Annotated in this window: 21 protein-coding genes; 19 read left to right on the top strand and 2 right to left on the bottom strand. The window is 65.3% G+C overall.

The genetic code is table 11. The annotated features are described in order from the left end of the window. Genes WS64_RS09255 through WS64_RS09230 form a run of 6 tightly spaced genes read left to right on the top strand, consistent with a single transcriptional unit; the run spans position 1 to position 4,594 of the window. On the top strand, positions 1–504 hold the full coding sequence (locus WS64_RS09255) for a hotdog family protein (RefSeq protein WP_060966302.1): 504 nt from the start codon (positions 1–3) through the stop codon (positions 502–504). After that, positions 501–1,226 (top strand): 3-ketoacyl-ACP reductase FabG2, encoded by a 726-nt coding sequence (locus WS64_RS09250; protein WP_060966301.1) that lies wholly within the window; start codon positions 501–503, stop codon positions 1,224–1,226. The genes WS64_RS09255 and WS64_RS09250 overlap by 4 nt, the downstream gene beginning before the upstream one ends. Beyond that, on the top strand, positions 1,226–2,455 hold the full coding sequence (locus WS64_RS09245; protein WP_060966300.1) for a beta-ketoacyl-ACP synthase: 1,230 nt from the start codon (positions 1,226–1,228) through the stop codon (positions 2,453–2,455). The genes WS64_RS09250 and WS64_RS09245 overlap by 1 nt, the downstream gene beginning before the upstream one ends. Next, entirely contained in the window at positions 2,452–3,693 is a 1,242-nt protein-coding gene (locus WS64_RS09240; protein WP_060966299.1) for a beta-ketoacyl-[acyl-carrier-protein] synthase family protein, read from the top strand. Before WS64_RS09245 ends, WS64_RS09240 begins: the two co-directional genes overlap by 4 nt. A 32-nt stretch (positions 3,694–3,725) precedes the next feature. Next, positions 3,726–4,148 carry a hypothetical protein gene (locus tag WS64_RS09235; RefSeq protein WP_060966298.1) on the top strand — a complete coding sequence of 141 codons (423 nt, stop codon included), beginning with the start codon at positions 3,726–3,728 and terminating at the stop codon, positions 4,146–4,148. A 23-nt stretch (positions 4,149–4,171) separates the two neighbouring features. Next, on the top strand, positions 4,172–4,594 hold the full coding sequence (locus WS64_RS09230; protein ID WP_060966929.1) for a hypothetical protein: 423 nt from the start codon (positions 4,172–4,174) through the stop codon (positions 4,592–4,594). Between the two features lie 48 nt (positions 4,595–4,642). Here WS64_RS09230 and WS64_RS09225 read toward each other — a convergent pair whose 3' ends face one another. After that, the gene (locus tag WS64_RS09225; RefSeq protein ID WP_060966297.1) at positions 4,643–5,362 is read right to left on the bottom strand and encodes a class I SAM-dependent methyltransferase; all 720 of its coding nucleotides are present in this window, start codon (positions 5,360–5,362) and stop codon (positions 4,643–4,645) included. Between the two features lie 108 nt (positions 5,363–5,470). Here WS64_RS09225 and WS64_RS09220 point away from each other — a divergent pair, with 108 nt between their 5' ends. The 8 genes from WS64_RS09220 to cyoD all read left to right on the top strand — a co-directional run bounded on the left by WS64_RS09220 (position 5,471) and on the right by cyoD (position 13,676). Next, a complete protein-coding gene (locus WS64_RS09220) occupies positions 5,471–6,730 on the top strand; it encodes an NAD(P)/FAD-dependent oxidoreductase (protein ID WP_060966296.1) in 1,260 nt (419 codons plus the stop codon). A 46-nt stretch (positions 6,731–6,776) separates the two neighbouring features. Then, a complete protein-coding gene (locus WS64_RS09215) occupies positions 6,777–7,373 on the top strand; it encodes a LysE family translocator (protein ID WP_244166546.1) in 597 nt (198 codons plus the stop codon). A 310-nt stretch (positions 7,374–7,683) separates the two neighbouring features. Further along, positions 7,684–7,866: a hypothetical protein gene (locus tag WS64_RS34235; protein WP_155720408.1), complete on the top strand. Its 183-nt coding sequence runs from the start codon at positions 7,684–7,686 to the stop codon at positions 7,864–7,866. Positions 7,867–8,022: 156 nt separating this feature from the next. Continuing rightward, positions 8,023–9,552, top strand: coding sequence for a complex I subunit 4 family protein (locus WS64_RS09210; RefSeq protein WP_060966295.1), 1,530 nt, complete (start codon positions 8,023–8,025; stop codon positions 9,550–9,552). 285 nt (positions 9,553–9,837) lie between these two features. After that, positions 9,838–10,725 (top strand): ubiquinol oxidase subunit II, encoded by an 888-nt coding sequence (gene cyoA, locus WS64_RS09205; protein WP_059608796.1) that lies wholly within the window; start codon positions 9,838–9,840, stop codon positions 10,723–10,725. 3 nt (positions 10,726–10,728) lie between these two features. Further along, a complete protein-coding gene (gene cyoB / locus WS64_RS09200; RefSeq protein WP_060966294.1) occupies positions 10,729–12,735 on the top strand; it encodes a cytochrome o ubiquinol oxidase subunit I in 2,007 nt (668 codons plus the stop codon). Continuing rightward, complete coding sequence (gene cyoC, locus WS64_RS09195; protein ID WP_059573657.1) at positions 12,735–13,343, top strand: cytochrome o ubiquinol oxidase subunit III; 609 nt, start codon at positions 12,735–12,737, stop codon at positions 13,341–13,343. The genes cyoB and cyoC overlap by 1 nt, the downstream gene beginning before the upstream one ends. Then, on the top strand, positions 13,344–13,676 hold the full coding sequence (cyoD, locus tag WS64_RS09190) for a cytochrome o ubiquinol oxidase subunit IV (protein ID WP_059573658.1): 333 nt from the start codon (positions 13,344–13,346) through the stop codon (positions 13,674–13,676). It abuts the gene before it with no gap. A 105-nt stretch (positions 13,677–13,781) separates the two neighbouring features. Here the strand turns inward: cyoD and WS64_RS09185 are convergent, their stop codons facing one another. After that, positions 13,782–14,081 (bottom strand): DUF4148 domain-containing protein, encoded by a 300-nt coding sequence (locus WS64_RS09185; protein ID WP_059643974.1) that lies wholly within the window; start codon positions 14,079–14,081, stop codon positions 13,782–13,784. A 218-nt stretch (positions 14,082–14,299) separates the two neighbouring features. On the opposite strand from WS64_RS09185, the gene WS64_RS09180 reads away from it, so the two are divergent. The 5 genes from WS64_RS09180 to WS64_RS09160 all read left to right on the top strand — a co-directional run bounded on the left by WS64_RS09180 (position 14,300) and on the right by WS64_RS09160 (position 19,702). After that, positions 14,300–14,974, top strand: coding sequence for a response regulator transcription factor (locus WS64_RS09180; RefSeq protein WP_059644011.1), 675 nt, complete (start codon positions 14,300–14,302; stop codon positions 14,972–14,974). Between the two features lie 11 nt (positions 14,975–14,985). Next, a complete protein-coding gene (locus WS64_RS09175) occupies positions 14,986–16,377 on the top strand; it encodes a sensor histidine kinase (RefSeq protein ID WP_060966293.1) in 1,392 nt (463 codons plus the stop codon). Between the two features lie 19 nt (positions 16,378–16,396). Next, on the top strand, positions 16,397–17,062 hold the full coding sequence (locus WS64_RS09170; RefSeq protein ID WP_059643980.1) for a response regulator transcription factor: 666 nt from the start codon (positions 16,397–16,399) through the stop codon (positions 17,060–17,062). Positions 17,063–17,332: 270 nt separating this feature from the next. Continuing rightward, on the top strand, positions 17,333–17,686 hold the full coding sequence (locus WS64_RS09165; RefSeq protein ID WP_059643983.1) for a hypothetical protein: 354 nt from the start codon (positions 17,333–17,335) through the stop codon (positions 17,684–17,686). A gap of 141 nt (positions 17,687–17,827) precedes the next feature. After that, complete coding sequence (locus WS64_RS09160) at positions 17,828–19,702, top strand: extracellular solute-binding protein (RefSeq protein WP_060966292.1); 1,875 nt, start codon at positions 17,828–17,830, stop codon at positions 19,700–19,702. Positions 19,703–19,747 lie beyond the last annotated feature (45 nt).

The raw sequence follows: 19,747 nt of genomic DNA, 5'->3' as shown, positions 1-19,747 counted from the left end.
ATGCAAGCCGGACCATTGACCGACCCGCTGCACGGCGGCGCGGATATTCCTGTCGGCGACGTGCGCGACGTGTTGCCGCATCGCGGCACGATGCTGCTGCTCGACTCGATCGAGCGCTGCTCGGAAACCGGCATCGAGGTGAGCGCAGTCGCGCGCAGCGATGCGTGGTACGCCGACGACAGCGGTGCGATGCCGGCGTGGATCGGTATCGAGCTGATGGCGCAGGCGATCGCCGCGCACGTCGGTCTGCTCGCCGCGCATGCGGGCGGCCGGGCGAAGCCGGGCGTGTTGCTCGGCGCGAACCGCTATGTCGCGCATCGCACCGCGTTCCGCACGGATACGGCGCTGCGCATCGTCGCGCGGGAACTGTTGCGCGGCGACGAGGGGCACGGCGCGTACGAGTGCGCGATCCATGCCGAAGGCGAGTGCTGCGCCGAAGCCGTCGTCAAGGTGTACCAACCGAGCGATTTTCAGACTTTTATCCAAGGGAGTTTCAATTCATGACTCGGCGAGTTCTCGTGACAGGGGCGAGCCGCGGCATCGGCCGCGCCGTGGCACTGCGCTTGGCATCCGACGGTTTCGCCGTGACGGTTCATTGCCGCGCCGGCCGCGACGACGCGGAAAGCGTCGCCGCGACGATTCGCGCGCAGGGCGGTACGGCAAGCGTGCTGCAGTTCGACGTGCGCGATCGCGCGGTTTGCCGGCGTGAACTGGAGGCCGACGTCGACGCGCACGGCGCGTACTACGGGATCGTCTGCAGCGCGGGCGTGACGCGGGATGGCGCATTTCCGGCGCTGTCCGAGGAGGACTGGGACATCGTGATCGAAACCGGGCTGGATGCGTTCTACAACGTCGTTCATCCGCTGACCATGCCGATGGTGCGTCTGCGCGGCGGTGGCCGGATCGTGACGATCGCGTCCGTGTCGGGCGTGATGGGCAATCGCGGCCAGGTCAATTACAGCGCCGCGAAGGCCGGCCTGATCGGCGCGACCAAGGCGCTGGCCATCGAACTGGCATCGCGAAAGATCACGGTCAATTGCGTCGCGCCCGGGCTGGTCGATACCGGCATGCTCGACGACGTGCCGCTGGAACATGCATTGAAGACGGTACCGATGGGGCGCGTCGGCCGGCCCGACGAAGTCGCGGCGGTGGTGGGTTTCCTGATGTCGGATGCGGCGACCTACGTCACCCGGCAAGTGATCGGCGTCAACGGCGGGATGGTGTGATGAAGCGAGTGGTCGTGACGGGGATGGGCGGCGTGACCGCCTTCGGTCAAAGCTGGGCGGAAATCGAGGCGCGCCTGCGCGACGGGCGCAATGCGGTGCGGTACATGCCGGGATGGGACTGCTATGAAGCGCTGCATACGCGACTCGCATGCCCGCTGCCGGCGTTCGAGCTGCCTCGCACGTATCCGCGCAAGAAGACCCGTTCGATGGGACCCGTGTCGATGTACGCGGTGCGCGCGAGCGAACTGGCACTGGCCGATGCGGGACTGGGCGACGACCCGTCGATCCGGGACGGCCGGATGGGTGTCGCGTACGGGTCGTCATCGGGATCGGTCGAGCCGATCCGCGCGTTCGGCACGATGATCGAGACGGGTTCGATGCGCGACGTCACGTCGAACAGCTACGTACAGATGATGCCGCACACCACGGCGGTCAATGTCAGCCTGTTCTGGGATCTGAAAGGTCGGATCGTGCCGACGTCGTCGGCCTGCGCGTCCGGCAGCCAGGCGATTGGCTACGCGTACGAGGCGATCGCGACGGGCAAGCAGGCGCTGATGCTGGCGGGCGGCGCGGAGGAATTGTCCGGCCCCGCGGTGGCGGTGTTCGATACGCTGTACGCGACGAGCACGCGCAACGATGCCGCGAACCTGACGCCGCGCCCGTTCGATGCCGATCGCGACGGGCTGGTGGTCGGGGAAGGTGCGGCGACGCTCGTGCTCGAGGAATACGAGCACGCGATTGCGCGCGGCGCGACGATCCATGCGGAGATCGTCGGTTTCGGCTGCAATTCCGACGGCGCGCACATCACCCAGCCGACCGCGGAGACGATGGCGGTCGCGATGCGTCTCGCGCTGGGCGATGCGGCGCTCGATGCCGATGCGATCGCCTACGTCAACGCGCACGGCACGTCGACCGATAGGGGCGACGTGGCGGAAAGTCATGCAACGGCGTCCGTATTCGGCGAGCGCATGCCGATCAGCTCGCTTAAGAGCTATGTGGGGCATACGCTGGGCGCATGTGGTGCGCTCGAGGCGTGGTGGACGATCGAGATGATGAAGCGCAACTGGTATGTGCCGACGCTCAATCTCGATACGATCGATCCAGCCTGCGCGCCGCTCGACTACATCGTCGGCGACGCACGGCGGATCGAAGCGGAATTCGTGATGAGCAACAACTTCGCGTTCGGCGGGATCAACACGTCACTGATCTTCCGGCGGGTCGCCGCATGACGGCGGGCAGCAGCGCGGCGGCGCGCGTCGTCGTCACGGGTCTGGGCATCGTGTCATGCCTCGGTAATTCGCTTGACGAAGTATCGGCCGCGCTGCGCGCCGGGCGTTCGGGTGTGAGCCGCGTGGACGCATGGCGTCAGCGCGGTTTTCGCAGCCAGGTTGCCGGGGTGGCGTCCGTCGCCCCGGCAGCGCGGTTTGCACGCAAGCACGAACGCTTCATGGGCGACACGGCACGCTTTGCCGCTCATGCGGCCATGTCGGCGCTCGATGACGCGTGCCTCGACACCGGGATGCTCCGTTCGCCGCGCGCGGGCGCGATCGTGGGGTCCGGCATCGGATCGATGGCCGATTACGACGACGCGATGACGATCGCGCACCATCGCGGCATCGACAAGACGCCGCCCTATGTCGTTCCGAAGGCGATGAGCAGCACGGCGTCGGCATGCGTCGCGCAACTGTTCGGCATCGAGGGCGTGTCGTACTCGCCGTCGTCCGCCTGTACGAGCGGGGTGCTCGCGATTGGCCAGGCGACGCAATTGATCCGCTCCGGGTGTCAGGACATCGTGCTGGCCGGTGGAAGCGAGGCGCTGCACGACAACATGACGTTGATGTTCGACGCGATGGGCGTGTTGTCCAGCGGTTTCAACGACACGCCGGACCGCGCGTCGCGTCCGTATGCGCTTGACAGGGATGGTTTCGTGATCGCGTCTGGCGCGGGCATTCTCGTGCTCGAATCGCTCGAGCATGCACGCGCGCGGGGAGCGCGAATTTACGCAGAGATCAGCGGGTTCGGCCAATGCACGGACAACGCCGGTATGGCGATGCCGCATGCGCCGGGGATTGCGCGCGCGATGCGCGGCGCGCTCGAAAACGGCGGCGAACGGCGTCCGGACTACGTCAATACGCACGCGCCGTCGACACAGCGCGGCGACGTCGAGGAGCTGAAGGCGCTCGGCGACGTATTCGGCGGCGACGTGCCGGCGTTTTCATCGACGAAAGGCATGACGGGGCATCCGCTCGGCGCGAGCGGTGCGCATGAAGCGATCTATACGATCCTGATGATGCGCGACGGCTTCGTCGCGGGCTCGGCCGTTGACGATGCACCCGATCCGGCGATAGCCGGCATGCCGCTTGTGTGCGACGCGCGCGAATTCACGATCGAACGCGCGCTGTCGGTTTCGTTCGGATTCGGCGGGAGCTGCGCAAGTGTGTTGTTGGACGCCTGGAAGGGCGATTGAAGTGAACTTACTGAGCTGAGAGGACGATAACAATGAAACACAAACGACATCTGGCCGGCATGTTGGTCGTGACATCGTTGTTGACGGGGTGTGGCACCGTGGTACGTTCGCTGCCTCTGCCGGCGGCGGCGATGGCACCGGACGCGAGCGGTGTCGCGCTTTATTTCGGTGCGCAGCCGCATCCGGAGGTCAAGACCAGCATCGGTCCGCGTTCTGAATCGGCGCGCGTGCGCCGGGTGGAAAGTGAACAGCCGACGTGCGACCAGGCGCTGGCGGAAGCGCTGAGCCGTCTTCGTGTCTATGCGAAGAATCACGGCGGGAATGCGGTCATCAACGTGACGACGCGTTTCCATGAAAAACGCTCGAATTCGACGACCGAATATACGTGCGGCGTGAGCGGCAGTGCCGGCGCGATTGCCGTGTCAGGCGACGTCGTGCAGTTGAACGCTCAATGACGGGGGCATACGTGAAATATCGCATGGCACTGGTACTGCTCGGCGTGACGTTCGCGGCTTCGGCTGCATACGCACGGGATACGATCAACGACTATCCGATCGAGAGCGCGTTGAAGAGCGAGGAAGGAAAGCTCGACGACGGCGTTGCGCTCTATTTCGGCGATCAGCCGCATCCGCGCGTGATCAAGTCGTACGGTACGTTTGCGACCAACAAGAAGACCAATTCGTTCGGCAAGAGCGACGACGCGGCGTGCCAGCATGTGTTCCTGTCGGCCGTGATCGAGCTTCAGGCGCGTGCGCGAAAGGAGGGCGGCAATGCGGTGGTCGGCATCAAGAGCAACTATCGCAACGTGTTGCGCTCCAGTCCGAGCGAGTACACGTGCGGTGCCGGTGCGTTCGTCGCCGGCGCGGCGCTGACGGGCGAGGTCGTGACGTTGAAGCAATAACCGGCATCGGCCGGTAGCACGAGGCCGCGACACGGCGGCCTTGCTTGCTCAGGCAGGCTTGCGCGCGGCGACGTTGACGAGCGTTTCGCGGCGCTTGCCGGGTTTCGGTGTGTACAGGCCGATGCGCTCGAGGAGTCCGAAGTCTTTCGCGCGGCTCCACCACAGGTAGGGGAACGACACGTTGCGGGTTTCGAAACCGAACCCGGCGTGGCGGAGCATGGCAAGGTAGCCGTCGGCGCTTTTCTGAACCTCCATCGGGTGGCGGAACAGCAGCCGGATCACCCACGACTTGATGTACGCGTCGGTCGATTCGGCGAACAGCAGCAGTCCGCCGGGTTTCAGCACGCGGTGAAAGTCGGCCAGCGCATGCTCCTGATCGACGAGATGGTGAAAGGTCTGATGGCAGAACACGATGTCGACGCTCGCATCGGCAAGCGGGATCTGCGTGCAGTCGGCATGATGCAGTTCGACGGGCGTGGCGCAACGATGCGCGGCTTCCGACGCATGCGCGAGCGAGTCGTCGTGGCAATCGATACCGATGATCCTGGCGGGTGCGAAGGCTTCGCTCAGCAGGCGAAACGACTTGCCCTGACCGCATCCTGCGTCGAGGAGGACAGGGGCGGACGGCAGCGGCGCCGCGATGAGCCGCTTCAGATCGTCGATGGCGACCTTGAGCACGTGATGTTCCCACGTATGCGTGCGAAGAAACCAGATGCCGAACCGGGTTTCGGGAACATAAGCGGGGGCGTGCGTGCGGTAGGACGTCATGGGTCTCTCGTCGATCTTGGATTTGTTGAGCGCCTATTGTAGTTTGCAACGCCGGATCGTGGCGTGAGAAACATAAGATACCCAATCAATCGAACTGAATTGGCAAGCATGAGTGAAATGAAATCGAATTCCATCGACGTCGCGATCATCGGGGCAGGGCCTTCCGGTGCCGTCGCGGCCGCGCTGCTGCGCAAGGCCGGCCGTTCGGTGCTGGTGCTCGAGCGTCAGCATTTTCCGCGCTTTTCGATCGGAGAAAGCCTGTTGCCCCAGAGCATGCAGTATCTCGAGGAGGCGGGCATGCTGCAGGCGGTCGTCGAGGCCGGCTTCCAGTTCAAGAACGGCGCGTACTTCGTCTATCGAGACAGGATGTCGTCGTTCGATTTTCGCGAGAAGTTTTCCGCGGGCTGGGGGACGGCCTATCAGGTCGAGCGCGCGGCATTCGACGATCTGCTGATCCGTTGTGCGGCCGAACAGGGCGCGGACGTGCGTTTCGGCCATAGCGTGCGCGCCTTCCAGCCTGGCGATATGCCGCGACTCGACATCGTCGACGAAACGGGGCACGAATATTCCGTTCAGGCATCGTTCGTACTCGATGCGAGCGGGTTCGGCCGCGTGTTGCCGCGACTGCTCGGTCTCGAGGCGCCGACCGGTCTGCCGACGCGAGCGGCCATCTTCTCGCACGTCGAAGACAGCCTGCCGGCCGGGTCGACCGATCGCGACAAGATCTGCATCGCCGTTCATCCGGAGCGGCGCGACGTGTGGTTCTGGATGATCCCGCTGACGAACGGGCGCTCGTCGGTCGGTTGCGTGGCCGATGCCGGGTTTCTCGATGTGCCGGAGGCGCGGCAGGAATCGTTGTTGCGCGAATTGCTGCAAAGCGAGCCGACCTTGTCGCGCCTCGTCGGCAGCAAGCCGTTCGTGATGCCCGTGCGCCGCATCTCGGGCTATGCATCGAATGTCGAGGCCCTGCACGGCCCCGGTTATGCGCTGCTCGGTAACGCCGGCGAATTCCTCGATCCGATCTTCTCGTCCGGCGTGACGATCGCGATGCGGTCGGCTCAACTGGCGGTTGCCGCACTCGAACGGCAGTTGCGTGGCGAGTCGGTCGACTGGGCACGTGACTACGACATCGCGCTGCGCAAGGGTATCGACACCTTCCGCGCCTTCGTCGAACGTTGGTACTCGGGAGCGCTGCAAGACATCGTGTTTCACGAAGACAAGGCATCCGACGTGAAACGCATGGTCTGCTCGATTTTGGCGGGTTATGCGTGGGACGAGACGAATCCGTTTGTACGGGAACCGGCGCGGGGTCTCGATATTCTTGCGCAGTTGTGCAGCCCGATACGCGAGACCGTCGTCGCTTCGTAGCGCGCGAGGCTAAATACATCGCGTCATCACCTCGATCGAGATTGCATTGGATACGCATCAACTCATTACGATATGCCTTTATTCGGCCCTGGTATTGATTGTTCCGGGACCGACCAACACGTTACTTTTTTCATCCGGAATAAGCGTTGGCCTGGCGCGGACCCTCCCGCTCTTGCTCGCCGAAGGCGCAGGCTACGTCATCGCTATCTCGGTTTGGGGCGTTTCGCTGCTGGCGTTCGCCGTGGAGCATCCTCGGACCTTGAGCATGATCAAGTTGGCATGCGCGTCGTATCTGCTGCTATTGGCCGCAAAAATGTGGGCACGGGGCAGGCTGGAAGAGGATCGACGTTCGAAGCCGGTGACGTGGCACGATGTAATCCTCGCAACGCTATTGAATCCGAAGGCCTTTCTGCTTGCAAGCACGGTGTTTCCACTCCAGACGTTCCGGAATGCCAATAACGGAGCCGTCGCGTTCGGTGCGTTTCTGTTGGTCCTCGTGCCCATTGGAGTGGGTTGGGCAAGCCTCGGGCGCGTGACCGGGATACTGGCATCCGGCCCACGTCATATCACGGCTCTATTTCGTTCTGCGTCGGTGCTGCTGGTTCTCTTTTCGGGGTCTCTGCTGTATTCGCTCGTGAAATGAGCTTCCCCTGGGTCGTGCTACTTGAATCCGGAAGGCTGGTACCGCGTTATGAAGGCGAGGTGTCGCCACGGTGCAAGCGGTCGCGGCCTGGCGTGCGATGGCGGGGCGTTGTGAAAGGCGGCGCCACTACAAGCGGGTCGTGAACGATGCACAGCTGACGGCTTTGGATCGGCCGCGAGGCTTCGTCAACGGAGCGTGACGTTCTCCGATTCCTGCCGAGGAAAAGATCACATGCCCAGTGAAATAAAAATGAAAGAAGTCGTGTAAGGCGGCGGGCGCAGCGCGATCGGCGCCCCGCGAGATGTCGACCATGTCGTTCCTGCCCTTCCAAATGACCGGTCAACATCAAAAATGCGGCGCTGCGTCTATTTTCGTCGCGCCCGACCTCGGGCAATACAAAAAATTACTCATAAAAATCAGCGAACTACGCCGACACCAAAAAACAACGTTCTGCTGCGCTGCAGAAAATAATCAATCGCCTTATGCTGGTTAACCCGATCGCGTTTGAGCGGCATCAAGTTTTCCGCTGATGTCGCTTTACATTTAGCCAACATTGGCGATTCACGAAATCTACCTGTCGATTTGATTTCGTTCCTTTCGTCGCGCCTGTCCCCGATGCAGGGTGCGACTTCCTCAAGGCGTTGTTGACATGCATGATTTTCCCTTCCTGAGCCTGGCCATCTGGGTTCCGATACTGTTCGGCGCGGGCCTGCTGCGCGCCGGTTCCGATCAGCATTCACGGCGAATACGGCTGATCGCGCTCGTCGGCGCGATCGCCGGACTGGCGCCCGTCGTGCCGCTGGTTGCCGGCTTCGACGCGCATTCGGCTGCGATGCAGTTCGTCGAAAGACGCGACTGGCTCGCGGCATTCAATGCCGGATGGCGGGTCGGCATCGACGGCGCGTCGCTGTGGCTCGTCGTGCTGACCGCGTTCACGACGCTCGTGGTGGTGGTCGCGTCGTGGGAATCGGTCACGGTGCGCGTCGCGCAGTACTACGCGTCGTTCCTGATCCTGTCGGGGCTGATGGTCGGCGTGTTCGTCGCGCAGGACGGGCTGCTGTTCTTCATCTTCTTCGAGGCGACGCTGATCCCGCTGTACCTGCTGATCGGCACGTGGGGGCGCGAGCGCCGCGTGTATGCGGCCGTGAAGTTCTTCTTCATCTCGTTCGCCGGCTCGCTGTTGTTGCTGATGGCGATGCTGTACCTGTACGCGCAGTCGCATACGTTCGACATGGCCGTGTGGCGCACGCTGCAGCTCGGCTTCGCGCCGCAGTTGCTGGTGTTCGTCGGCTTTTTCGCCGCGTTCGCGGTCAAGGTGCCGATGTGGCCGGTCCACACGTGGCTGAGCGACGTGTACACCGACGGCCCGACGGGCGCCGCGCTGATGCTCGCGATGCTCAAGCTCGGCGGGTACGGGTTCCTGCGCTTCGCGCTGCCGATCACGCCCGACGCGAGTCATTTCTTCGCGCCGGCCGTGATCGCGCTGTCCCTGTTCGCGATCGTCTACGCGAGCCTGATCGCGCTCGCGCAGACCGATCTCGGCAAGCTGCTCGCGTATTCGACGATCGCGCACATGGGGATCGTCACGCTCGGGCTGTTCCTGTTCAACCGGATCGGCGTCGAAGGCGCGATCGTGCAGCTCGTGTCGTACGGCTTCGTCGCGGGCGCGATGCTGTTGTGCGTGAACGTGCTCGTGGACCGTACCCGGCAGCGCGAGATCGCCGCGTACGGCGGCGTGGCGGGCGTGATGCCGCGTTTCGCGACCTTCACGCTGCTGTTCGCGATGGCCAACGTCGGCCTGCCGGGCACGTCGGGGTTCGTCGGCGAGTTCATGGTGATCATGGGCGCGATCCGCTTCAACTTCTGGATCGGCGCGATCGCGGCGCTCACGCTGATCCTCAGCGCGTCGTACACGCTGTGGATGCTCAAGCGCGTCGTGTTCGGCAAGGTCGCGAGCCAGCAGATCGCGAAGCTCGCCGACCTGAACCGTCGCGAGATCGTGATGTTCGCGTCGCTCGCGCTGATCGTGCTGGCGGTCGGCATCGATCCGAAGCCGTTCACCGATGCGATCGATCCGACCGTCGGCAAGCTGATCCAGGAAGCGAGCCATTCGAAGGTGCCGGCAGGGGACGCTCCCGCGCCGGCGCTGCCGTCGTACATGGCGTCGACGCACGACTGATCGCGGCACGTCGAGCCGCGCCACGCCGCGCAAGCCCGCCGCATCGCGCGGCGCGCATGGTTGCGCGCGCATCGATCCGCAGCCCGGCACGGCAAGTGCCGGGCCCGCTTTCGGCTGCGTGAAATTGCCCCGCGACAATGTGACTCACGGCAGATTTTGCAATGATGATTTGCCGCATGCACCGGTTTTTCATCGCACTCGCGCGACGTATGATTCGGCCAATTTCGTGAATCGAATGCGCATCGGGCATACGCAAACGGATTCAATGACCCGCGGGGCTGTGTGATGAGAAGAAGAGCTTCAAGAGGCTGGGCGGCGCTGATGTCAATCGGCGCGGCGTTGAGCCTGTCAGGTTGTAATTTAGATGTACTAAATCCGAAAGGAAGCGTGGGCGCGGCAGAAAAGGCGCTGATCGCGACGTCCACCTGGGCGATGCTGATCGTCGTCGTGCCGGTGATTCTGCTCACGTTGTGGTTCGCGTGGCGTTACCGCGCGTCGAACCGCAACGCCGCGTACGCGCCGAACTGGTCGCACTCGACCGCGATCGAGGTCGTGATCTGGACGGTGCCGACGCTGATCATCCTGTTCCTGGGCGTGCTCACGTGGAAGACCACGCACGAGCTCGATCCGTACAAGCCGCTCGAATCGGCCGTGAAGCCGATCGACGTCGAGGTGGTCGCGCTCGACTGGAAGTGGCTGTTCATCTATCCGGAGCTTGGCATCGCGTCGGTGAACCAGCTCGCGATTCCGGTCGGCACGCCGGTGAACTTCCGCATCACGTCGGATTCGGTGATGAATTCGTTCTTCATCCCGCAGCTCGGCGGCCAGGTCTATGCGATGGCCGGCATGCAGACGCGCCTGCACCTGATCGCCGACGAGCCGGGCAACTACGCGGGCACGTCCGCCAACTTCAGCGGCCGCGGTTTCTCCGACATGAAGTTCCGCACGCTCGCCGAGCCGCGCGAGCAGTTCGATGCGTGGGTGCAGAAGGTGAAGGCGTCGCCGGAACGGCTCGACGCGACGGTGTACGGCACCGTCGCGCAGCCGAGCGAGAAGGCGCCGGTGCGCTATTTCTCGTCGGTCGATCCGCGGCTCTTCCACAACATCATCGCGAAATACAACGATGGCCACGTCCTCGACCTGAAGGACGCCGCCTGCGGCACGAAGGGGTAACGCATGTTCGGCAAACTCACACTTTCGGCGATCCCGTTCGATCAGCCCATCATCATGGGGGCCGGCGCCTTCATGGGGCTGGTCGTGCTGGGCATTCTCGCCGCGCTGACGATCACCGGCCGCTGGAAATGGCTGTGGACGGAATGGCTGACCACGGTCGACCACAAGAGACTCGGCGTGATGTACATCATCGTCGCGCTGATCATGCTGCTGCGCGGCTTCGCCGACGCGATCATGATGCGCATGCAGCTCGCGCTCGCGTACAACGCGCCCGGCTATCTGCCGCCGCACCACTATGACCAGATCTTCACGGCACACGGCGTGATCATGATCTTCTTCATGGCGATGGTGTTCATGGTCGGCCTGATGAACCTGGTCGTGCCGCTGCAGATCGGTGCGCGCGACGTCGCGTTCCCGTTCATCAACTCGCTGTCGTTCTGGATGACGGCGGTCAGCGCGATCCTGATCAACGTGTCGCTCGTGATCGGCGAGTTCGCGCAGACGGGCTGGCTCGCGTACCCGCCGCTGTCGGAGCTGCAGTTCAGCCCGGGGGTAGGGGTCGACTACTACCTGTGGGCGCTGCAGATCTCCGGCGTCGGCACGCTGCTGACCGGCGTGAACTTCTTCGTGACGATCATCAAGATGCGCGCGCCGGGCATGACGCTGATGAAGATGCCGGTGTTCACGTGGACGGCCCTCTGCACGAACGTGCTGATCATGGCGTCGTTCCCGATCCTGACCGCGACGCTCGCGCTGCTCGGCCTCGACCGTTACCTCGGCATGCACTTCTTCACGAACGAAGCCGGCGGCAACGCGATGCTGTACCTGAACCTGATCTGGGCGTGGGGCCATCCGGAGGTGTACATCCTGATCCTGCCGGCGTTCGGGATCTTCTCGGAGGTCATCGCGACGTTCGCGAAGAAGCCGCTGTTCGGCTACAAGACGATGGTGTACGCGACCTGCGCGATCATGGTGCTGTCGTTCCTCGTGTGGCTGCATCACTTCTTCACGATGGGCTCGGGCGCGAACGTGAACGCGTTCTTCGGGATCATGACGATGATCATCGCGATCCCGACCGGCGTGAAGGTATTCAACTGGCTGTTCACGATGTATCGCGGCCGGATCGAGTTCACGACGCCCGTGCTGTGGACGATCGGCTTCATGGTCACGTTCACGCTCGGCGGCATGACCGGCGTGATGATGGCGATTCCGGGCGCGGACTTCGTGCTGCACAACAGCCTGTTCCTGATCGCGCACTTCCACAACGTGATCATCGGCGGCGTGCTGTTCGGCTATCTCGCGGGCTTCAACTACTGGTTCCCGAAGGCGTTCGGCTTCAAGCTGAACGAGAAGCTCGGCAAGGCCGCGTTCTGGTTCTGGCAGGTCGGCTTCTACGTCGCGTTCGTGCCGCTCTACGTGCTCGGTTTCATGGGCATGACGCGCCGCCTGAACCACTACGACAACCCGGCATGGCATCCGTGGCTGCTGGTCGCCGCGTTCGGCGCCGTGCTGATCGCGATCGGCATCGCGTGCCAGCTGCTGCAACTGGTGGTCAGCATCCGCAATCGCAACCTGCCCGCGTACCGCGACACGACGGGCGACCCGTGGGGCGGCCGCACGCTGGAGTGGGCGACGTCGTCGCCGCCGGCCGACTACAACTTCGCGGTGATCCCGCAGGTGCGCACGCTCGACGCGTACGCGGACATGAAGGCGCGCGGCGAAGGCCGGCCGAACCCGGCGGCGATTCGCGACATCCACATGCCGTCGAATACGTGTGCGGGCCTCGTGATCGCGATCTTCAGCCTGGTGCTCGGCTTCGCGCTGGTGTGGCACATCTGGTGGATGGCGATCGGCGGGCTCGTGGGCATCATCGCGACGCTCGTGATCTACAGCTCGCGCGATAACGACGGCTATTACATCCCTGCGTCGACGGTGCGCAAGACCGAAGACAAGCAGCCGACGCGGCGCACGGCCGCGCGCGTCGACGACGTGGAACTGGAGGCCAACTGATGTTGCAGAAAACCTTGAGCGCGACCCTGCTCGAGCACGACGACCATCCGCCGTCGCATTCGGTGTTCGGGTTCTGGCTGTACCTGATGACCGACTGCGTGATCTTCGCGGCGCTGTTCGCGACGTTCGCGGTGCTCGGCAATCAGTACGCGGGCGGTCCGACCGCGAAGGACCTGTTCGACATTCCGGGCGTCGCGGTGGAAACCGCCGCGCTGCTGCTGTCGAGCATCACGTACGGTTTCGCGATGCTCGCGGCGTACAAGCAGCGGCGCGGCGCGCTGCTCGCCTGGCTCGCGGTGACGTTCGTGCTCGGCGCGGCGTTTCTCGCGATGGAGCTGCGCGAGTTCTCGCACCTGATCGCGGAAGGCGCCGGCCCGCAGCGCAGCGCGTTCCTGTCGGCGTTCTTCACGCTGGTCGGCACGCACGGGCTGCACGTGACGGCGGGCCTGTTGTGGATGATCGTGCTCGCCGCGCAGATCATGTCGCGCGGCGGCGACCTGACCGATCGCGACCTGCGACGCCTGACGTGCCTGAGCCTGTTCTGGCACTTCCTCGACATCGTGTGGATCTGCGTGTTTTCCTTTGTCTATCTCGCGAGCGTGATCTAAATGGCCCATTCGCATTCGTCTCAACTCGAAGAAGGGCACGGCAGTGTCGGCGGCTACGTCGCCGGTTTCATCCTGTCGGTGCTGCTCACGGCCGCGTCGTTCGGCCTCGTGATGGGCGGCGTGCTGTCGCCGCATGCGTCGCTGATCGGGCTCGCCGTGCTCGCGTTCGTGCAGATCGTCGTGCACCTCGTGTACTTCCTGCACATGAACGGCTCGTCGGGCCAGCGCTGGAACGTGATGGCGTTCAGCTATACGGTGCTGACCGCGGCGATCCTGATCGTCGGCACGCTGTGGGTGATGCACAACGTCAGCATGAACATGATGTCGCGTTGAGCGCCGGCGTGGCGCGTCGCGTCCACGTCGATGCGCGTTCATGAAGAAAGGCGGCACGCGCGTGCCGCCTTTTTGCTTTCCGGCTGCGTTGCGCCGGCCGTGCGGTCAGTGGTGCGCGCCCGCGTCGGCCGTCAGCGCGTGCGTGCAGTCGGCGCGGTATTCGGCGGCGAGCCGATGCTTCGCATCGGCGAGATCGTCGGGGTAATACGGGCTGGCGTGCGCCGGCTCGTAGCCGACCTGTTCGAGTTCGGTCAGCTCGCGCACGAGGTCCGCGCGCGTGACGCCGCTGCCGGTGTGCACGAACGGGTACGCGGTGCATTCCTGCGGGGTGAGGTGGGGCCCCGCGAACGCGGCGGTGCTGGCGCATGCGAGCAGCATGCAGGCGAGGGTGGTCGACAGTTTCATCCGGTAGCTCCTGGTTTCGCGGCCCGTTGCCGCACGATGTCAGCGTAGACGGCCGCGGTCGCGGGGCAGGCGACGGACGGATGAAACATTTTTTACGCACGCTTGCCGCGATGCCGGATGAAGCTATTTTCATCTTGCGCCGCACGGCGATCGCGGCGCTTACGATAGTGGCGGGCGCGTGGTATGCGCCCGTCTCGAAGTTCATTGCGAGGGCAACCATGCGAGTACTGACGGTCGAGGACGATGCGGTGACCGCGAACGAAATCGTCGGCGAACTGACCGCACGCGGCTTCGCGGTCGACTGGATCGACAACGGTCGCGAGGGGATGATGCGCGCGATGAGCGCGTCGTACGACGCGATCACGCTCGACAGGATGCTGCCGGGCGCGGACGGTCTCGCGATCGTGACCGCGATGCGCACGGTCGGCATCGACACGCCGGTGCTGATGCTGAGCGCGCTCGGCGACGTCGACGAGCGCATTCGCGGGCTGCGCGCGGGCGGCGACGATTACCTGACGAAGCCGTTCGATTCCGGCGAACTGAGCGCGCGCATCGAAGTGCTGCTGCGCCGCCGGCAGGCATCGGGCGTGCCGCAGCAGACGCTGCTGAAAGTCGGCCCGCTCGAGCTCGACCTCATTTCGCGCCGCGCGCGCCGCGGCGCCGACGAGATCGCGCTGCTGCCGACCGAGTTCCGCGTACTCGAATTCATGATGCGCAACGCAGGCCAGACGATCACGCGCACGATGCTGTTCGAGGCCGTGTGGGGTTATCACTTCGATCCCGGCACCAACCTGATCGACGTCCACATGGGCCGGCTGCGCAAGAAGATCGATCCGCCTGGCGCGAACCCGATGATCCAGACGGTGCGCGGATCGGGCTACATGCTCGCTTGACGGAGGCACGGATGGACGCAGCCCGCGCGGCGAACTTCACGCGCCGCTGGCATACGACGACGTTTCGCTGGCTGTGCGCGTACGCGGCGATCTTCTCGGTGTCGCTGCTGCTGCTCGCGGGCGTGATCAGCGTGGCCGCGACCCACACGATGACGCGCGACACCGACGAGGTGCTCGCGTGGCAACTGATCTATTTCGATTCGATTCCCGATGCCGAGCTGCCGCTCGCGATCCATCGGCGGCTCGAGCACGAGCACATGCACACGAATTTCTACGGGCTGTTCGATGCGAGCGGGCGCCGCGTGGCGGGCGACATCACGACACCGCCCGCGCTGCGCATCGATCGCCACGGCCGTACGCTGGACCGCACGCTCGTGCTGCTCGACGGCCAATCGTCGCCGATCGCGCGCGCGATGGCCGTGCGCCGCGACAACGGGATGACGCTGGTGGTCGCGCGCGACCTGTCGCATTTCATCCAGATCCGCGACGTCGCGATTCGCGGGCTCGTGATCGGCGGCGTGATGATCCTGATCGCGGGCGTCGCGGGCGGCAGCATGCTCGGCATGCGGCAGATGCGCCGCGTCGCCGCGATCCGGCGCGTCACGCGGCAGATCGCCGAAGGCGATCTCGGCAAGCGGCTGCCAGTTGGCGGCTACGACGAACTCGATCTGCTCGCGCATCTCGTGAACCACATGCTCGACGAAGTCGAGCGGTTGATGGGCGAGGTGCGGCATACCTGCGACGGGATCGCGCACGACCTGCGCACGCCGCTCGCACGCGTGCATACGATGCTGGCGCGGCTCTCGGGCCAGCCGTTCTGCGCACACGATGCCGCGTCGGCGGCGCTGCTGGCGTCGGCGCGCGACGAGACCGACCGCCTGCTCGAACGTTTTCGCGCGATGCTGCGCATCTCCGAGATCGGCACGCTGAGCCGGCGCGGCGGTTTTGCCGCGGTCGACGTCGCGGCCTTGCTGCGCGATGTGTGCGAGCTTTACGAACCGCTGGCCGAGGCCGTCGACGTGTCGTTCGCGCTCGAGGCGGCCGCGGTCGACGGCATCCATGGCGACCGCGCGTTGTTGTTCGAGGCGTTCAGCAATCTCGCGGACAACGCGATCAAGTTCACGCCGCCGGGCGGCCGTGTGCGCGTCGTGCTCCAGGCGACGCCGCACGGTCCGCTCGTCCGGTTCGAGGACACCGGGCCCGGTATCCCGCCCGCCGAGCGCAATGCAGTGCTCGAACGCTTCTATCGCGGCGAACGCACGCGTCATGTGAACGGCTCCGGGCTCGGGTTGAGCGTCGTGTCGGCGGTGATGCGCGTGCACGATTTCGCGCTGCGAATCGGCGATGCGCGGCCGGCCGGTGCGGCGATCACGGTCGAATGCTGGCCGCGCTCGCTCGCGTGACGGCGCAGGAACCCGATCGATGCGCATCCTGCTGATTGCGCCGCCGAACCCCGGCGCGTCGCGGCTCGACAAGGCGTTTCGGGAAAGCATGCACGGCGTCGAGCGCGTCGACGAATGGCGCGATGGCTGTTTTGCGGCGACGCAGGGCCGGTTCGACGCGATCGTGATCGTCGCGACCGATGCCGCCGCGCGCCCGGCGATCCTCGAAGGATTGCCGCGGCTCGCCGCGTCGGCCGGCGGCGCGACGATTGCCGCGATCGTCGCCGGCGCCACGCCCGCCCGGCGCGCGCAAATGCTGAAGGCCGGCTGCGACGTATGTCTTGCCCATCCGTGTTCGTTCGTCGAACTGCACGAGCGGTTGCGCGCGCTGTGGCGCCGCGCGGGCGTCGTCGCCACGCGTGAATCGGTTCGACTCGATACGGCCACGCGCGCGCTCGAGGAGCATGGCCGGCGGCTCGCGCTCACCGCGCGGGAATTTCGCGTGGTCGAATGCCTGCTGCGTGAAGCGGGGCGGCCGGTCGGCCGCGACGCCGTGCTGCGTTATGCGTGGGACGATGCCGACATCGAACCCGAGACGGTCAATGCGCTGGTCGTGCGGTTGCGGCGCAAGCTGGTCGCACACGCGTTCTCCGCCCGGATCGAAACGGTCGCGAGATTCGGTTTCCGGTTCGATACGGGCGGGTGACGGATATTGGCGCTCGGCAAGAAGGGGTTTGACGGGCCCGGTCCGGCCCGCCCGGAGGGCGCGGGGCCGCTTGACGCCGGGCGCGACGCGGGATGAAGGATGTTCAAGGGGGAAAGAGCGGGGGACGGGGGCGGGCGCCGATTGTTACAAGACGTTAGCGCGGGCTTCCCGTTGCGATGCCGCGCATCAGTTCTTACAAACTTGAAATATGCGGGCGCGGCGCTTGCCGCTATAGTCGAATCACACATGACACAACCAGAAGAGGAATCCATGAAGACTTTGCGTGTTGCCTCGCTCCTGACCGGTATGACGGCCTTGCTCGTGTCGGGCGCAGCAATGGCGGGAGTCAATGTCGGGATCAACGTCGGCGTGCCGGCACCGGTCTACGTCGCGCCCGCGCCCGTGTATGCGCCGCCTCCGCCGCCGGTCGTCTACCAGCCGGCGCCGGTCTATGCGCCGGCGCCCGTGTACGGGCCGGCGCCGGCGATCGTGATCGGCTGGCACGGCGACCGCTACTGGGACGGCCGCCGCTACTGGGGCCGCGACGAATGGTATCGCCACCATGGTCGCGGCTGGGGCGATCGCGGCCACTGGGATCACGGCCGCCACAACGGCTGGCGCTGACGGGCGGCTCGCGCATGCGTGCCGCGTGCGCGACAACTGCTCGCGAAGAAGACCGCCCGCGTTGGCGGTTTTCTTTTGGCTCGACAGATGAATGGGTAGAATCGCTCCACGTTACTACCCTCATTCGACGACAGGGCCTCTATGACGAAGGGTTCGCCCCGGGCCGCCGCCACGCGCGCCCGCTTCGGCGTGCTGCGGGCTGCCGGCCGCGTGGCCGCGGTGCTGGCGCTGCACGCGGCGCTCGCGGCGCCGGCCGCGCATGCGGCCTATGCGATTGCGCAGTACGGCGAGCCGAAGTATCCGCCGGGCTTCAAGCATTTCGACTACGTGAATCCCGACGCGCCGAAGGGCGGCACGCTGGTGCTTGCGAACCCGAACCGGCTGACGTCGTTCGACAAGTTCAATCCGTTCACGATGCGCGGCAACGCCGCGCCCGGCATCGACATGCTGTTCGAGAGCCTCACGACGGGCAGCTCCGACGAACCGGCGTCCGCATACGGGCTGTTGGCCGACGACATCGACGTCGCGCCGGACCGCCGTTCGGTCACGTTCCACCTGAATCCGCGCGCGCGGTTCTCGAACGGCGATCGCGTCACGGCGGACGACGTCAAGTTTTCGTTCGATACGCTGAAGAGCAAGCAGGCCGCGCCGCAGTTCGGCGCGTATTTCGCGGAGATCGCGAAGGCCGTGGTCGTCGATCCGGCGACCGTGCGTTTCGAGTTCCGCAGCGCGAATCGCGAGCTGCCGCTGATCGCCGGCGGCGTGCCCGTGTTCTCGCGCAAGTGGGGCCTGCGGGCGGACGGCTCGCGCATCCCGTTCGACCAGCTCGCGTTCGAGCAGCCGATCGGCAGCGGCCCTTACGTGATCGAGCGCTACGACAACGGCCGCACGATCACCTACCGGCGCAACCCCGCGTACTGGGGCGCCGACCTGCCGGTGCGGGTCGGCACCCACAACTTCGAGCGGATCGTCTACAAGCTGTACGGCGACGGCGTCGCGCGGCTCGAGGCGTTCAAGGCCGGCGAATACGACGTGCTCGTCGAGTACATCGCGCGCAACTGGGCGCGGCGCGACGTCGGCAAGCGCTTCGACAGCGGCGAACTGATCAAGCGCGAATTCCGCCAGCATAACGGCGCCGGCATGCAGGGCTTCTTCATGAACCTGCGCCGGCCGCTGTTCCGCGACGTGCGCGTGCGCCAGGCGCTCGACCTCGCGTTCGACTTCGAATGGCTGAACCGCCAGCTGTTCTACAGCGCGTACACGCGCCTCAACAGTTATTTCGCCGATACCGACCTGCAGGCGACCGGTACGCCTGGCGAAGGCGAGCTGAAGCTGCTGGAGCCGCTGCGCGCGCAGCTCGATCCGGCCGTGTTCGGCCCGATGGTCACGCAGCCGGACACGAACCCGCCGGGCTCGCTGCGCGCGAACCTGCTGAAGGCGCGTGCGCTGCTCGCGCAGGCCGGCTGGACCTATCGCGACGGTGCGCTGCGCAATGCGAAGGGCGAGCCGTTCGCGTTCGAGATCCTCGACGATGCGGGCGGCGCGATGGAAGGCGTCGTGACCGCCTACCAGCGCAACCTCGCGAAGCTCGGCATCGACGTGCGGTTTCGCACGGCCGATTACGCGCTGCTGCAAAAGCGCCTCGATGCGTTCGACTACGACATGACGACGATCCGCCTGCCGGGCGTGCAGGTGCCGGGCGCCGAGCAGTACTCGCGTTACGCGAGCAAGTTCGCCGACGAGCCGGGTTCCGACAACTTCATCGGACTGAAATCGCCGGCCGTCGACGCGTTGCTGCACGCGCTCGGTGCCGCGCAGACGCGCGAGGAACTGCTCGACGCGACGCACGCGCTCGATCGCGTGCTGATGCACGGCTACTACGCGGTCCCGCAGTGGTACAGCACGACGCACCGCATCGCGTACAAGCGCACGCTCGCCTATCCGCAGACGCTGCCGCTGTACTATTCGGCCGAGGGCTGGGTCGTGTCGACCTGGTGGGCGAAGCCCGATCACTGACCCGCGCCGGCCCTTCGTCCAACCCACCACCCGATCACGAGTCGA

Origin of the sequence: Burkholderia anthina (assembly GCF_001547525.1) — a bacterium.
GTDB classification, from domain to species: Bacteria; Pseudomonadota; Gammaproteobacteria; order Burkholderiales; family Burkholderiaceae; genus Burkholderia; species Burkholderia semiarida.
The sequence above is the reverse complement of the archived record's forward strand: the minus strand, read 5'-3'. Positions and strand labels throughout refer to the sequence as shown.

What these genes read in the sequence shown, in the direction of transcription:
- WS64_RS09255 (WP_060966302.1), top strand. Translation starts at nt 1, where the DNA reads ATGCAAGCCGGACCATTGACCGACCCGCTGCACGGCGGCGCGGATATT.
- WS64_RS09250 (WP_060966301.1), top strand. Translation starts at nt 501, where the DNA reads ATGACTCGGCGAGTTCTCGTGACAGGGGCGAGCCGCGGCATCGGCCGC.
- WS64_RS09245 (WP_060966300.1), top strand. Translation starts at nt 1,226, where the DNA reads ATGAAGCGAGTGGTCGTGACGGGGATGGGCGGCGTGACCGCCTTCGGT.
- WS64_RS09240 (WP_060966299.1), top strand. Translation starts at nt 2,452, where the DNA reads ATGACGGCGGGCAGCAGCGCGGCGGCGCGCGTCGTCGTCACGGGTCTG.
- WS64_RS09235 (WP_060966298.1), top strand. Translation starts at nt 3,726, where the DNA reads ATGAAACACAAACGACATCTGGCCGGCATGTTGGTCGTGACATCGTTG.
- WS64_RS09230 (WP_060966929.1), top strand. Translation starts at nt 4,172, where the DNA reads ATGGCACTGGTACTGCTCGGCGTGACGTTCGCGGCTTCGGCTGCATAC.
- WS64_RS09225 (WP_060966297.1), bottom strand. Translation starts at nt 5,362, where the DNA reads ATGACGTCCTACCGCACGCACGCCCCCGCTTATGTTCCCGAAACCCGG.
- WS64_RS09220 (WP_060966296.1), top strand. Translation starts at nt 5,471, where the DNA reads ATGAGTGAAATGAAATCGAATTCCATCGACGTCGCGATCATCGGGGCA.
- WS64_RS34235 (WP_155720408.1), top strand. Translation starts at nt 7,684, where the DNA reads ATGTCGTTCCTGCCCTTCCAAATGACCGGTCAACATCAAAAATGCGGC.
- WS64_RS09210 (WP_060966295.1), top strand. Translation starts at nt 8,023, where the DNA reads ATGCATGATTTTCCCTTCCTGAGCCTGGCCATCTGGGTTCCGATACTG.
- cyoA (WP_059608796.1), top strand. Translation starts at nt 9,838, where the DNA reads ATGAGAAGAAGAGCTTCAAGAGGCTGGGCGGCGCTGATGTCAATCGGC.
- cyoB (WP_060966294.1), top strand. Translation starts at nt 10,729, where the DNA reads ATGTTCGGCAAACTCACACTTTCGGCGATCCCGTTCGATCAGCCCATC.
- cyoC (WP_059573657.1), top strand. Translation starts at nt 12,735, where the DNA reads ATGTTGCAGAAAACCTTGAGCGCGACCCTGCTCGAGCACGACGACCAT.
- cyoD (WP_059573658.1), top strand. Translation starts at nt 13,344, where the DNA reads ATGGCCCATTCGCATTCGTCTCAACTCGAAGAAGGGCACGGCAGTGTC.
- WS64_RS09185 (WP_059643974.1), bottom strand. Translation starts at nt 14,081, where the DNA reads ATGAAACTGTCGACCACCCTCGCCTGCATGCTGCTCGCATGCGCCAGC.
- WS64_RS09180 (WP_059644011.1), top strand. Translation starts at nt 14,300, where the DNA reads ATGCGAGTACTGACGGTCGAGGACGATGCGGTGACCGCGAACGAAATC.
- WS64_RS09175 (WP_060966293.1), top strand. Translation starts at nt 14,986, where the DNA reads ATGGACGCAGCCCGCGCGGCGAACTTCACGCGCCGCTGGCATACGACG.
- WS64_RS09170 (WP_059643980.1), top strand. Translation starts at nt 16,397, where the DNA reads ATGCGCATCCTGCTGATTGCGCCGCCGAACCCCGGCGCGTCGCGGCTC.
- WS64_RS09165 (WP_059643983.1), top strand. Translation starts at nt 17,333, where the DNA reads ATGAAGACTTTGCGTGTTGCCTCGCTCCTGACCGGTATGACGGCCTTG.
- WS64_RS09160 (WP_060966292.1), top strand. Translation starts at nt 17,828, where the DNA reads ATGACGAAGGGTTCGCCCCGGGCCGCCGCCACGCGCGCCCGCTTCGGC.